The following is a 13,297-nucleotide window of genomic DNA, read 5'->3' as shown; positions in this document are numbered from 1 at the left end:
GACCTTTCTGTCATTTAGGCGGAAGGGTTAGTAGTAACCCGCTTCCTTCATGATGGCATCGGCTGCCGCTTGGCTGGCTGCCAGAGCTTCGTCAACCGACTTGGCACCGGACAGAGCTGCCGCGATTTCCTGAGCGACGGCCGAACCCACTTCGGGGAATTCGGGGATCGCAGCAAACTGAACGCCTACGTAAGGCTTGATGTCAGTTGCTTCAGGTGCCGCCGAGTCAATCGCTGCTTTCTCAGCTGCGGCAAAACCGGCAACAGCTTGGAACTCAGGGATCGCATATGTCGACGCACGTGTACCTGTTGGAACGGAACCCCAACCAAAGTCTGGGTGGTTGCCAACGGCTTGGATGTAGTCTTTGGATGTGGCCCACTCGATGAATGCTTTGGCTTCTGCCGCATTCTCTGTGCCTGCAGGAACAGCCATTGCCCATGCCCACAGCCAGTTCGCGCCAACCGGGTTACCAGCATTTGGCGACTGAGCGTATGCAACACCGTCAACTTCAAGGAACGAGGCCGCAATTGTGGCGTCGATCCACATGCCGCATTTGCCTTCGTTGTAGAGGGCCAGGATCTCGTTGAAGGAGTTACCTTCGGAGCCGGGAGGGCCATATGTGCCCAGCAGGTCAACGTAGAAGTTGATGGCTGCTTTCCATTCGTCGGATTCCAGAGTTGGTTTAAAGTCCGCGTCGAACCAGGCACCACCGAAGGAGTTCACGACTGTCGTCACGAACGCCATGTTGTCGCCCCAACCCGGCTTACCACGCAGGCAGGCACCGTAGACGCCATTGTCGGGGTCGTGGATGGCTGCGGCTGCGGCCTTCACGTTGTCCCAGCTGTCGTTGTCCGCGATTGTGACGCCAGCAGCGTCTGTCAGGTCCTTGCGGTACATGACCATGGACGATTCACCGTAGAACGGCGCCGCATAAAGCGTACCGTCATGGGACAAACCGTTGCGCATGGCAGGCAGCATGTCGTCAACGTCATAGTCTGCGCCGAATTCCAGCGGCTCGATCCAGCCTGCTTGACCCCAGATGGGTGCTTCCTGCATGCCGATGTTGATGATGTCGTACTGACCGCCGCCGGTGGCGGTGTCCGATGTGACCTGCTCGCGCAGAACGCCCTCTTCCAGCGACACCCAGTTCAGGGCAACACCGGTTTCTTCGGTATAGGCTTCGGCGACCTTTTGCATGTTGATCATGTGACCATTGTTCACGATCGCAATTGTCAATTCTTTGGCATGGCCATCGGCAAACGCAGTCGAGGCAGCGGCCACGCCCAGAGTCAGGCCAAGGGCCGAGTTACGTAGAGATTTCATGTTGTTCCTCCCAGAAATCACAGGTCCGTTGATTTTCTTCGTGTCTTTATGTTGACACATTCCGAGGGGCGTCCGCCAATATCATACCCGCAAACACACATACAAAATCTACATTTTGGTACGAAGTTTGCCCGTTTTGAACGAGGTGAGCCTAAAAATTTCCAGCAGTTGCGCATTGCGAATCGTCACCTACGGCCAGTTTTTTCCAATCCTGAGAGCCGCTGCTCAAAATTGCCGCAGAGTGCCTGACAGATTGGCATCTGCGGTTTCGACGTTCGCAATTCGCCCTGTGAGGGCAAATCCAGGCCGCGCAGTTTTTTGTCCTGCGTCCTGTCAAACTCTTTGCGATGGCATACCTATGGGGTCGGCAAGGGGAACGGTATGCTGCTTGAATTCAACGGTGTCCAAAAGGCATTTACGGACACGGATGGGTCTGTGCCCGTCTTGCGTGGCGTGTCCTTTGGGATGGAAGCGCAGCAAACCCTGGCGCTGACCGGCGAATCCGGTAGCGGCAAAAGCACGCTGCTGCATATCGCGGGCGGGTTGGAGCAGGCGGACGCAGGTGATGTGCACGTCTGTGGTCACGATCTGCGCGCGATGGATGATGGTGGCCGCGCAGCGCTGCGCCGCACAGACATCGCGCTGGTTTTCCAACAGTTCAACCTGATCCCGTCGCTGAGCGTCGCGGCCAATATCTCCTTTCAGGCCCGACTGGCAGGGCGGGACGATCCGGCTTTTCGTGACCATCTCGTTGGCGTGCTGGGCTTGGCCGACCATCTGGACAAATATCCGGAAACCCTGTCCGGCGGGCAACAACAACGGGTCGCTATCGCACGCGCTTTGGCGGCCAAACCAAAATTGCTGCTGGCTGATGAGCCCACCGGCAATCTGGATGAAACAACAGCCGCTACCGTGTTGGATCAGATGCTCGCGCTTGTCGCAGATACCGGCGCGGCGCTGTTGGTCGTGACCCATTCGCCCAAGGTTGCGGCCCGGATGGACCGCGAATTTCACTTGGCGGGCGGTCTGATCACATGATTTGGGCCTGCCTTGCTGCGCTCTTGTCTCATTGGCGGCGCAATCCGATCCAGCTTTTTGCCTATCTCGTGGGGTTGGCGCTGGCCACAGGGCTTTGGTCTGGCGTTCAGGCGATCAACAGTGAGGCACGCGCCAGCTATGACGCCGCGGCGGCCACTTTGGGTGAGGGCCAATTTGATCAACTTGTCCCGCGCCAGGGCAACGTGATCGCGCAAGAGACATATGTGGCGCTGCGCCGTGCCGGCTGGCTGGTCTCACCCGTCATCGACGCACCTTTCGAAGGCGTTCGTCTGGTTGGAATTGATCCGCTCACCTCGCCTGCGGGCCTTGGGCCCACGGCGGGTACAGATGCCTTGCCCATGATCGGTGATGCGGCCGGGCAACTCTTTGCAACGGCAGAAACGGCTCAGGCTTTGGACGCGCACGCGCGCGTCATTGTGGATGCGGGCATCGCCCCGGGCGTTGCGGTTGGCGACGTCGGCGTTGTGCAGGACGTGCTGGGGCGCACTGATCTGTCCCGCCTGATCATCTTGCCGGAACAGCCGATGACCCGGCCGACGCTGGCAGACATCGCGCCTGACCTGAGGGTGCAGACAGCCCAACAGACCGCCGATATCGGACAGCTTACCGACAGTTTCCACCTGAACCTGACCGCCTTTGGTTTGCTCAGCTTTGCAGTGGGGCTTTTCATCGTACACAGCACAATCGGTCTCGCGTTTGAACAACGGCGCGGCATGATCCGAACCTTGCGGGCCATTGGTGCACCCTTGCGCATGTTGCTGGTGGTGATCACGATCGAAATGCTGACCCTGGCCGCCTTGGGTGCCGTGATCGGCGTGGTTCTGGGTTACGTCATCGCAGCGCTGTTGTTGCCTGATGTGGCGGCCACATTGCGGGGCCTTTATGGGGCGCAAGTGTCTGGCACCTTGCAGCTACGCCCGGAATGGTGGCTGTCGGGGCTTTTGATCGCCGTACTGGGTACCGCGGCGGCGCTTGCAGGCCGGATCTGGCAGATCGCGCGCATGCCCATCCTGGCCAGCGTGCGCCCGCGCGCATGGGTCATGGCATCGGGACGTCGGTTGCGGTGGCAGATGGTAGCGGCGGTTGCCTTATTGGGTGCTGCGGCCGTGTTGGCAATCGTGGCGGATGGATTGATCCCGGCCTTTGCCTTGCTGGCCTGTCTGATGATCGGCGCGGCGCTGGCGCTTCCGGTATTGGCCGAACGCGCCTTGTCCTCGATGCAACGTGCGGCTCAGGGCCCAATCTGGCAATGGTTCTGGGCCGACACACGCCAGCAATTGCCGGGGCTGAGCCTGGCGCTCATGGCCTTGTTGTTGGCCATTTCGGCCAATATTGGCGTGGCCACGATGGTGTCGAGCTTTCGACTGACCTTTGTCGGGTTTCTCGATCAGCGGCTCGCACCGGAGCTGTTTGTGCAGGTTGATACGGCCGAGCAAAGCAATGCCCTCGCCGCGTTCCTCGCTGACAAAAACCTCGAAACGCTGCCTCTGATGTCCACTCAAACCCAAGTGGCTGGTTTGCCTGTGCGCGTTTTTGGCGTGCGGGTCGGACCAACCTATCGCGAGAATTGGGCCTTTCTGGATGCGCTGCCCATGGCCTGGGACAAGATCGCCCGAGGCGAGGCGGTCGTAGTAAACGAACAACTGGCCCGCCGCGCAGACCTGTGGACGGGCGACAGGGTTACCATTGCCCCTGATCTGGTTCTGCCCATTGCGGCGGTCGTGGGGGACTACGGCAATCCCCTGGGCCAGGTGGTGGTGTCCGAGACGGTCTTTGATATGCTCTATCCCGGCCAGACCCCACGGCAATTTGGTATCCGCACCGATGACACCCAAGCGCTGCGCATTGAGATTGCCGATACATTGGCCATCCCTCAAAGCGCCATGATCAACCAGTCCGCAATCAAGGAGATGTCGCTCAGTGTCTTCGAGCGGACCTTTACCGTGACCGCGGCCCTGAACGCATTAACCCTGACCGTGGCGGGCTTTGCCATCCTCATGAGCCTTTTGACCTTGGCCGATCTGCGCGTGCCGCAACTGGCGCCCGTGTGGGCGTTGGGCCTCACACGGCGGCGCCTGGGTCAGTTGGAGCTTTTGCGCGCGTTGGCACTCGCGGTGCTGGTCTTTGTATGTTCGGTCCCCCTGGGCCTCGCGCTGGCCTGGGTGCTTTTGTCGATTGTAAATGTCGAAGCATTTGGTTGGCGCTTGCCCATGTTTCTGTTTCCCACCGATTATGCGCAACTTGGGGCCTATGCGTTGGTCGCGGCAGTGCTGGCGGCCCTTTGGCCGGCCTTGCGTCTGATGCGGACCCCGCCTTCGGCCCTGCTCAAGGTGTTTGCCAATGAACGTTAGAGTGTTTTTGTTTGCCTGCCTCGTGCCTATGGCCCTTTGGGCGCAAGGGTTTTCGGGGCTGGGTACGGACGCCGAGGGGTTCGCGGTGCCACAGCCTGCTCCCCGCTTTGACTTTCCCGTCGATCACGGGCCACACCCCGATTACCGGATTGAATGGTGGTATCTGACCGCGAACCTTGAGGGGCCGGATGGCAAGGCATACGGGCTGCAATGGACGCTCTTTCGCACGGCGCTGGCGCCCGGTGAGGCGGCGGGATGGCAATCCCCGCAGGTGTGGTTTGCCCATGCCGCTGTCACCACGCCAGATCAGCATCTGGCGACAGAACGTTTTGCCCGGGGCGGAATCGGGCAGGCGGGGGTGCAAGCCGAGCCGTTCAGGGCGTGGATCGACGAATGGGCGCTGGAGGGGCCGGATCTTGATCGGTTGAGTTTGACCGCTCAAGGGCCCAATTTCGGCTATGTAATTGCACTCGACGCACAGGGGCCATTGGTCTTTCATGGCGATGCGGGATTTTCTGTCAAATCGCCGGAAGGGCAGGCGAGTTATTATTATTCGCAGCCGTTCTTCGATATCAAGGGGGTCCTGAGCTTGCCGCAGGGCGATGTGGCCGTTACCGGCTCTGCTTGGCTGGATCGCGAGTGGTCGTCCCAACCCTTGTCGGAAACGCAAGTGGGATGGGATTGGTTTTCGCTGTCCTTTGACGGGGGTGACAAGCTGATGGGCTTTCAACTGCGCCAGATGGGCGGGTCAGAATACACATCCGCCACCTGGATTGAGCCGGATGGGGCAACGACGGCCTATGCCGATGGGGCTTTTGATGCTGTGCCTGTGACGGTGTCGGATGTTGGGGGACGAAATGTCCCAACAACTTGGCAAGTGACCTTGCCCGCGCGCGGTGTGGATGTGACGGTGCGCGCGCTGAACCCCCAGGCCTGGATGGGCCTGACCATTCCTTATTGGGAGGGGCCGGTGACCGTTGGCGGCAGCCACGCAGGCGTGGGGTATCTGGAGATGACGGGCTATGAGTGATCCGAACGATTTGGCAGCTTTTCTGGCGGATGCCTGGAAGCACATGGAGCACGGTGTCGCGGACGGTACCTCGCCCGCTCGGTTCCCGACTTTTGGCACCGTGGCACCGAATGGCACGCCAGAAATACGCACTGTCGCACTGCGTTTTGCCGACCCTGACAGGGCGGTCGTTGAGGTGCACACGGACATTGCGACGCCAAAGATCACAGCGTTGAAACACAATCCCGTTGCGGCGCTGCACATCTGGCTGCCCGAGGCACAATTGCAGATCCGCCTGACGGGACGTGTCGAGGTCAGAACTGGGCCGCAGGTGGAGGCAGAGTGGGCCAAGGTTCCGGTCGCCTCGCGCGTGTCCTATGGCACGATGCCGATTCCGGGCACGCCAATCGCGCAAGTCTACGGCTACGAAAAACCGGCAGATCGCGACCGCTTTGCCGTGTTGACCTGCAATCTGACAGAGATCGACCTCGTGCATCTGGACACTCGTCACCGCCGCGCTGTTTACACCCGCGACGATGACTGGGCAGGAACCTGGGTCGCGCCTTAGGCGCTGCGATCCGCCCATCCCGCAAAGGTGCGTTCCAACGCCACGACCACATAGTAGAGGACGATCCCGAGGAAGGCCAAAGCGATCAGGACCGCAAACATCAACGGGTAGTCCGAGTTTGTCTTGCCACTGTCAAAAAGCGCGCCAAGGCCGCGACCGTGGGGCGACACGATCTCCATCAGGTTGGTCCCGATAAAGGCCAGCGTGACTGACACTTTGAGCGCGCCAAAGAACTCGGGCAGGGTTTTGGGCAGGGCGATTTTCCAGAAGATGGTGGATTGTGAGGCGCCCAACGAGCGGAGGATGTCGCGGTATTCCGGCTCCAGCGTTGACAGGCCGATAGAGACGGAAACGGCGATCGGAAAAAAGCTGATCATGAAGGCGATGAGCACGGTGTTGAAATCGTGCCACCCCACGAACATCAACGCCACGATGGGCACGACGGTCGCCTTGGGCACGGCGTTGAAACCCACAAGAAGGGGGTAGAGCGCGTCGCGCATGATCCGGGAAAAGCCCATGATCATGCCGATGGCCGTGCCAAAGATGACCGCCAACACCAGTCCCGCAATGGTCCGCCAGAGGGTTTGCCAACCCATCACCAGAAACAGGTTCCAATACTTCTCGTATGCAGGGATCAGGTCACTGGGGGACGCCATCTTGTAGTTGGGCCAGCCCATGACCCAGACCAGCGCCTCCCACAGGATGAGAAAGATGATGCAGGCGGTGAGAGGGACGAAAAACTTGCGGGCGCTCATGATGCAGCCTCGGCCGGGGCGCGGCCTTGGGCCACTTCGATCTGGTGGCGGAGCGTGTTCAGCATGTCAGCGGCCTCGGGCGTGTAAAGGTGATCGAGGGTGCGGGGGCCGGTGTCGGGGATATCCAGCACGAATTGGGTCTTGGCCGGACGTCCAGACAGCACAGCCACCTGATCGGCCAGGAAAATGGATTCGCGCAGGTCGTGGGTGATCAGGATGCCGGTGAACGGTTCCTCCTCCTTGACCCTATGCATGATTTGCCAAAGGTCCTCGCGGGTGAAGGCATCAAGCGCGCCGAAAGGTTCATCAAGTATCAGAACTTCGGGGGCATGGATCAGCGCGCGACAAAGCGAGGCACGTTGTTTCATCCCGCCGGACAGTTCGGAGGGGCGCTTGTTCTCGAATCCTTCCAGGCCGACAAGGGCAAGAAGTTTGCGCGCGCGGTCTTCGCCTTCGGCCTTTGACAGATTGGTCGGTACAATTTCGAGGGGCAAAAGTACATTTTGCAGGATCGTGCGCCATTCCAGCAAAACGGGGTTCTGAAAGGCCATCCCGACATTTGATCGGGGCGCCGTGATGGGCGTGCCATGTACCCGCACCTCGCCCGCGTCCGGAATCAAAAGGCCTGCGACGAGCCGGGTTAAAGTGGATTTGCCACAGCCAGACGGGCCCACAACGGCGACAAAACCGCCCTCGGGGACGGTGACGTCAAGCCCGTCCAGAACGGGCAAGGGGCCAGAGGCGGTCCGGTATGCGTGCCGGACCGCCTTGATTTCAATAAGATTGTCCAACCTTAGTCTGCCAGGCTGAACCCGCCTTCGGGCAGGTAAGCGTCGGTAAAGTACAGCGACGCATCAGGCGTGGTCTGGAACTCATAGGTGGTGGCGATCTGTGCCAGGGCTGCGTCCATGCGCGCCGCGTCAATAATGCCAAAGCCGTTTTCCATGACCCAGTCGGTCGCTACGTTGGCGTCGATGGACAGTTGCAAACGGCGCTGCTCAAGATCCGCATCAGCGGCTGGGTTGCGCTCGATCAGCATCGGAATGACCGAGGCGGGATCGGCAATGGCCGATTTCCATCCGGCAGCGGCACCGGCGAGGAACCCTTTGATCACCTCTGGATTCTCGGCGGCATATTCGGTGTTCACGATGACCGCGTTGCCATAAAGGTCCACGCCGTAATCTGCCATGAGCAGGGTGACCAGATCATCCTCAGGCACGCCCAGACGGGCGGCGTTCAGGTAGGATGTAAAGGAAAATCCTGTGATCGCGGCCACGTTGCCTTCGGCCAGCATCGGCTCTCGCGTTGGGAAGCCAACGGGTTCGACGGTGATCGCGTCAACGTCCAGATCGTTTTCGGCGGCAAAGATCGGGAACTGTGCCCATGCGCCATCCGGCGGCGGGGCGCCTAGCACTTTGCCTTCAAGGCTTTTGGGGCCGTCAATGCCCAGCGACTTTCGGCCGATGATGGCGAAAGGCGGCTTGTTATAGACCATCATGGCGGCGATGACCGGTGCGCCGGGGTTCTGGTCAAGGAATTTGATCAGACTGTTCATATCAGCAAAGCCAACGGGGAATGCGCCGGTGGCGACCTTTGGAATGGCGTCCAGCGACCCGCTACCCGCCTCGACGGTCACGTTCAGACCGTTCTCGGCAAAGTAGCCGTTGTCGACGGCTGCAAAATAGGGTGCGGCGGGCCCTTCGAATTTCCAGTCCAATGCGAATGGAAGGTCCGTTTCGGCATGAACAGCCGTGGCCCCCGCCAATGCGACGCCCAGCAACGTACGATAAAACATCAATGTCTCCCCTTTGATGATCCCAAGGTTGGCTCCCCAAAATCTGCTATGTGCGCGCCCCGATTCACATGCCGAAGCGTCTGTTTGGAAAGTCTCGGGAAACATCGGCAGAGAGTCGATGATTTTTTGGGCGTATTGCAATTTTTTCGGGCAGAGTCGCGCAGTGTCTAAAACCACAAGTGGCCCAGGCAGACGCCTGGGCCACGCCTGTTTCAAAGCGGTCGTCGGTTAGAACGTAAACACCAGATCGTCGATCACCAAAACGTCGTCATTGATCGGCTGCACGTCGGTGTTGGGATCATCGGGATTTGTCGGCACCAGCACCCCGGTCGTCACGAATTGAATCGCCACGATGTTGTCAAAGGCACTGGTTTCGACCTCGGTTGTTTCAGGATCGTCAAAGACAAAGGTATCGTTGTCCACAAATTGCCCGGCAAAGAAGTCGAGATCGAGCGCAGTTGTTGACGAGACCGTCACGTCAAAGCTGCCAACCTCAACATAGTTGAAGCTGTTGGGGCTGACCTCTTCGTAGCGGTAGGTAATGATCGTCACGACAATATCCGGGCCATCTAGCGCGGTCAGCGACATACTTTCCAGATCGAAGGCGTTGCCAAAGAAATCCTCGGGCGACTGGAAGAACGTGTTGACGAAGACATCCGGCCCGCCGATCTGCGTCGTCGCTCCAGAGGCCAGGGCCGTAAACGCATAGGTCGGCTGATCATTGTCATCAAAACCGTTGAACGTGCCTTGGATCGTCGCGACCGTGCCGCCCCCGTCGGTGGTCTGGCCGGTCACAAGCCCTGTGGCCACCCGACTTGGATCAAGCGCAATGGCCTCGTCAACTTCGATCACCTGGGCCGTGCCGTCAAAGCCAAGACCGCCAAGCGATTCCAGCGTGGCTGCAAAGCCCTCCTCGACAGAGATGTTTTCAAAATCGAGGATCGTGGTTTCAGGGCCTGTCGGTTCTTCGGGTGGCGCAATCACCGTCAGATCCACCGTGCTGGTGACGGCCGGATTGATACCATCATCGGCGGTATAGGTGATCACGAGGTTCTCGGTCCCGCCCGCGACCAGCCCCAGATCACTCTCAAGCGAGAAGAGGCTGATCGTGATCACACCATCGAGGAAGGTGAAGGTCAGCGCATTGCCATCCACATCCTCGATCGACGTCACAGCGATGGTCACAGGATCACCGTCGGGGTCACTGACCAAGGGGTTCAAGTCAATCTGATAGGCATTGAGGAAGGGCACCACATCATCCGGATCCTGAAGGACTTCAGTCGCCGTCAACGCAATAGGCGCGGAGTTGGTGCCTGATCCGGTCAGGTTGAGCGTAACAGTGCCTGTCGCCGAAGCCTGGCCATCGCTGACCGTGTAGGTGACCAGGAAGGTCCCGGTTTCGCCGTCGCCCAGTCCAAACACAAACGGATCAAGCGTCAGGACTCCATCGACCAGGGGCCCGTCGCCCTCTTCTTCACCCCCCAGATCGATGTCTATGGGATTACCCTCTGCGTCCGTGATGACAAAGGACGTCACCGTCAGGACATCGCCCGCGTCAGGATCACTTGCTAGTCCCCCTTCGCCCAGAATGCTGATGACGATGTTTCCGTCATCTTCGGTCTGGGTTATCGTGTCGTCTGTGGCGATGGGTGGTGTGTTTGTGACCTCGTCCGTTGGGTTCGTAACTTCCAGCGTGATCGTGTTGCTCGAGGTGCCGCCTTGGCCATCATCCACCGTATAGGTAATCTCGAACGTGGCTGTTGCGCCATCTGCGACGTTCAGTGCATCGAGGTCCAATTCAAAGATGTTCGTGCCTGTCGGGATGATTTGGGTGATGATGCGCCCATCCACCACCAGTTCGATCGCAGTCACAGACAATTCGGCCAATGATTGCTCCGCATCGCTGATGATCGGCTGCCCCCCGGCGGTGAGCGTATTGAAGTCAATCTCAAGGATGTTGGTTGCACCCTCTTCTTCAAGAAGGGTTGCTGCGATGGTGGTGGTCAGCGCGGTCGGGGCGGTGTTGCCAATCGATTCTTCTTGGACGGTAATAGAAACGGTGCTGGTCGCGGTCGCGCCATTGCCGTCTTCAATCGTGTAGGTGATCAGGTCCGTGCCGGTAAAGCCGCCATTGGGTGTGTAGGTCAGCGTGCCGTCTGCTTCGATGACCACAACGCCATTGTCGGCCACCGCCACGGTCACTGTCAGGCCGCCTGGCACATTGTCCGGGTTCTGGTCATTGGCCAACACGTCGATGTTGACGGCGGTGTCTGGGGTGGTCTCGGCGTCGTCCTCAACAGCAATGGGATCGTCGGGCAGTGGGTTGACCGTGACCGTGACAGTTGCTGTCGATGTCTTATCGCCATCCGTGATCGTATAGGTAATCGTGTCGGTGCCGTTGAAGTCATCGTCCGGCGTATAGGTCAGCGTGCCGTCCTCTTCGATCACCACCGTACCATTGGGGGCGTCCGCGGTCGTGACGCTGAGTTCGGCGGCTGTATTGTCGATATCGGTATCATTGGCCAACACGTCGATGTTGACCGAACCGTCCTCGTCCACCGTTGCGCTGTCATCATTGGCGAGGGGGGCGTCGTTGACCGGGTTCACCGTCACCGTAACGCTGGCCGTCGATGTCTTATCGCCATCCGTGATCGTATAGGTAGTGGTGTCGGTGCCGTTGAAGTCGTCGTCCGGCGTGTAGGTCAGCGTGCCGTCGGCCTCGACCACGACAGTGCCGTTGAGCGCATCGGCAGTCACGACACTGAGTTCGGCGGAGGTGTTGTCGATATCGGTGTCGTTGCCCAGCACATCGATATTGACGGAACCGTCTTCGTCCACGCTTGCAGTGTCATCATTGGCCACAGGCGCGTCATTTACCGGATTGACCGTTACGGTGACAGTGCCGGTCGAGGTCTCATCGCCATCCGTAATCGTATAGGTGATCGTGTCGGTGCCATTGAAATCGTCATCCGGCGTGTAGGTCAGTGTACCGTCGGCCTCCACCACAACGGTTCCGTTCGGCGCGTCAGCAGTCAAAACGCTCAGTTCTGCGGCGGTGTTATCCACGTCTGTGTCGTTGCCCAGCACGTCGATGTTGACGGTACCGTCTTCATTGATGGTCGCGGTGTCATCATTGGCCACAGGTGCATCATTGACCGGATTCACGGTCACGGTCACGCTGGCCGTCGACGTCTCCTGCCCATCGGTCATTGTATAGGTGATCGTATCGGTGCCGTTGAAATCCTCATCCGGCGTGTAGGTCAGCGTGCCATCTGCCTCAACCACAACAGTGCCGTTGAGCGCATCGGCAGTCACGACGCTGAGTTCGGCGGCGGTGTTGTCAACGTCAGTATCGTTGCCGAGCACATTGATATTGACCGCAGTGTCTTCGTCCGTTGTGGCGGTGTCGTCATTGGCCACAGGCGCGTTGTTCGTTCCGGCGATCACAATGTCAAAGGTCTGGGTAAAGGTCGCGCCAAATTCATCCGTACTGGTGATGGTGACGGTCTCGGTAACCGTCTCGCCCGTATTCAGGAATTGATAGCCGTCCCCTGGCGTGTATTGCAGAGTGAACGTCGTGGCCGAGCCGACGCCGGTGTAGCCCGCATCCGGACTGCCTGGCCCGACAATCGTGATGGTGCCCGGTGTGGTCGTCGAATTGTCGCTGGTGACGGAAACCACGGGCAGATTGACCGCGTCGCCGTCAAAGTCGACCACCGACAGGTCAACGCTCAGATCGTCGTTTTCGCCCACCGACTGGTCAGAGACCAAAGCGACAGGTGCATTATTTGTGTCGCCTTCGACGTCAAAGACGAAGTCATCGAACTGGATAACCTCGATGTTTTCCAGCGTGTCCGTGCCCTCGGCACCTGTCTGGTCAGCGACTGTCAGGGTGTCGCCAGAAATCGAGATGACGAAATCTGCGACAGAGCCACTATACACGACCACATCGTCGCCCGAATGGCCGTCTATCGTGTCGTCGCCTGCGCCGCCCTCGATGGTGTCATCGCCGCTGCCCGCATCAATCTCGTCGTTACCTGCGCCGCCCATGATGTCATCGTCGCCGCTGCCCGCGTCGATGGTGTCATTGTCAGCGCCGCCGTCCAGCACATCGTCGCCTGCGCCACCGTCCAGGGTATCCTCGCCATCGCCGCCGCTTAACGTGTCGTGGCCACTGCCCCCGTCCAGTTCGTCATCGCCAGTTCCCCCGTCCAGAGAATCCTCGCCGCTGCCCCCATCGAGCGTGTCATTGCCGGGATCGCCAAACAATGTGTCATCGCCACTGCCACCCTTGATGTCGTCATTGCCGGTCATTCCAAAGATTGTATCGTTGCCGGATTTGCCGTCGATCTCGTCGTCGCCGGATGTGCCGTTCAGCAAATTGTCGCCGCTATTGCCTTTGATCTTGGCCATGAATTTTCCCCCAAAAAATGTCGT

General features: G+C 59.3%; 9 protein-coding genes. 4 read left to right on the top strand and 5 right to left on the bottom strand.

What is annotated here, in order from left to right:
* Positions 1-27: 27 nt before the first annotated feature.
* The gene (locus Q1A44_RS06465) at positions 28-1,323 is read right to left on the bottom strand and encodes a sugar ABC transporter substrate-binding protein (protein ID WP_299621628.1); all 1,296 of its coding nucleotides are present in this window, start codon (positions 1,321-1,323) and stop codon (positions 28-30) included.
* Positions 1,324-1,704: 381 nt separating this feature from the next.
* On the opposite strand from Q1A44_RS06465, the gene Q1A44_RS06460 reads away from it, so the two are divergent.
* The 4 genes from Q1A44_RS06460 to Q1A44_RS06445 are packed head-to-tail and all read left to right on the top strand — an operon-like array spanning position 1,705 to position 6,310.
* Positions 1,705-2,361, top strand: coding sequence for an ABC transporter ATP-binding protein (locus Q1A44_RS06460; protein WP_299621624.1), 657 nt, complete (start codon positions 1,705-1,707; stop codon positions 2,359-2,361).
* Positions 2,358-4,733, top strand: a complete 2,376-nt coding sequence (locus Q1A44_RS06455) for an ABC transporter permease (RefSeq protein WP_299621621.1) — start codon at positions 2,358-2,360, stop codon at positions 4,731-4,733. The genes Q1A44_RS06460 and Q1A44_RS06455 overlap by 4 nt, the downstream gene beginning before the upstream one ends.
* Positions 4,723-5,763 (top strand): lipocalin-like domain-containing protein, encoded by a 1,041-nt coding sequence (locus Q1A44_RS06450; protein ID WP_299621618.1) that lies wholly within the window; start codon positions 4,723-4,725, stop codon positions 5,761-5,763. Before Q1A44_RS06455 ends, Q1A44_RS06450 begins: the two co-directional genes overlap by 11 nt.
* Complete coding sequence (locus Q1A44_RS06445) at positions 5,756-6,310, top strand: pyridoxamine 5'-phosphate oxidase family protein (RefSeq protein WP_299621615.1); 555 nt, start codon at positions 5,756-5,758, stop codon at positions 6,308-6,310. Before Q1A44_RS06450 ends, Q1A44_RS06445 begins: the two co-directional genes overlap by 8 nt.
* Here Q1A44_RS06445 and Q1A44_RS06440 read toward each other — a convergent pair.
* The 4 genes from Q1A44_RS06440 to Q1A44_RS06425 all read right to left on the bottom strand — a co-directional run bounded on the left by Q1A44_RS06440 (position 6,307) and on the right by Q1A44_RS06425 (position 13,273).
* Entirely contained in the window at positions 6,307-7,068 is a 762-nt protein-coding gene (locus tag Q1A44_RS06440; RefSeq protein WP_299622825.1) for an ABC transporter permease, read from the bottom strand. The genes Q1A44_RS06445 and Q1A44_RS06440 overlap by 4 nt on opposite strands.
* Complete coding sequence (locus Q1A44_RS06435) at positions 7,062-7,856, bottom strand: ABC transporter ATP-binding protein (protein WP_299621612.1); 795 nt, start codon at positions 7,854-7,856, stop codon at positions 7,062-7,064. Before Q1A44_RS06435 ends, Q1A44_RS06440 begins: the two co-directional genes overlap by 7 nt.
* A gap of 2 nt (positions 7,857-7,858) precedes the next feature.
* Complete coding sequence (locus tag Q1A44_RS06430; RefSeq protein WP_299621609.1) at positions 7,859-8,860, bottom strand: ABC transporter substrate-binding protein; 1,002 nt, start codon at positions 8,858-8,860, stop codon at positions 7,859-7,861.
* A gap of 228 nt (positions 8,861-9,088) precedes the next feature.
* Positions 9,089-13,273: an Ig-like domain-containing protein gene (locus Q1A44_RS06425; RefSeq protein WP_299621605.1), complete on the bottom strand. Its 4,185-nt coding sequence runs from the start codon at positions 13,271-13,273 to the stop codon at positions 9,089-9,091.
* Positions 13,274-13,297: the final 24 nt, after the last annotated feature.

The organism is uncultured Tateyamaria sp. (genome assembly GCF_947503705.1).
Lineage (GTDB): Bacteria > Pseudomonadota > Alphaproteobacteria > Rhodobacterales > Rhodobacteraceae > Tateyamaria.
Note: the sequence above shows the minus strand (reverse complement) of the source record. Positions and strands in the feature narration are given on the sequence as shown.

What these genes read in the sequence shown, in the direction of transcription:
- Q1A44_RS06465 (WP_299621628.1), bottom strand. Translation starts at nt 1,323, where the DNA reads ATGAAATCTCTACGTAACTCGGCCCTTGGCCTGACTCTGGGCGTGGCC.
- Q1A44_RS06460 (WP_299621624.1), top strand. Translation starts at nt 1,705, where the DNA reads ATGCTGCTTGAATTCAACGGTGTCCAAAAGGCATTTACGGACACGGAT.
- Q1A44_RS06455 (WP_299621621.1), top strand. Translation starts at nt 2,358, where the DNA reads ATGATTTGGGCCTGCCTTGCTGCGCTCTTGTCTCATTGGCGGCGCAAT.
- Q1A44_RS06450 (WP_299621618.1), top strand. Translation starts at nt 4,723, where the DNA reads ATGAACGTTAGAGTGTTTTTGTTTGCCTGCCTCGTGCCTATGGCCCTT.
- Q1A44_RS06445 (WP_299621615.1), top strand. Translation starts at nt 5,756, where the DNA reads ATGAGTGATCCGAACGATTTGGCAGCTTTTCTGGCGGATGCCTGGAAG.
- Q1A44_RS06430 (WP_299621609.1), bottom strand. Translation starts at nt 8,860, where the DNA reads ATGTTTTATCGTACGTTGCTGGGCGTCGCATTGGCGGGGGCCACGGCT.
- Q1A44_RS06425 (WP_299621605.1), bottom strand. Translation starts at nt 13,273, where the DNA reads ATGGCCAAGATCAAAGGCAATAGCGGCGACAATTTGCTGAACGGCACA.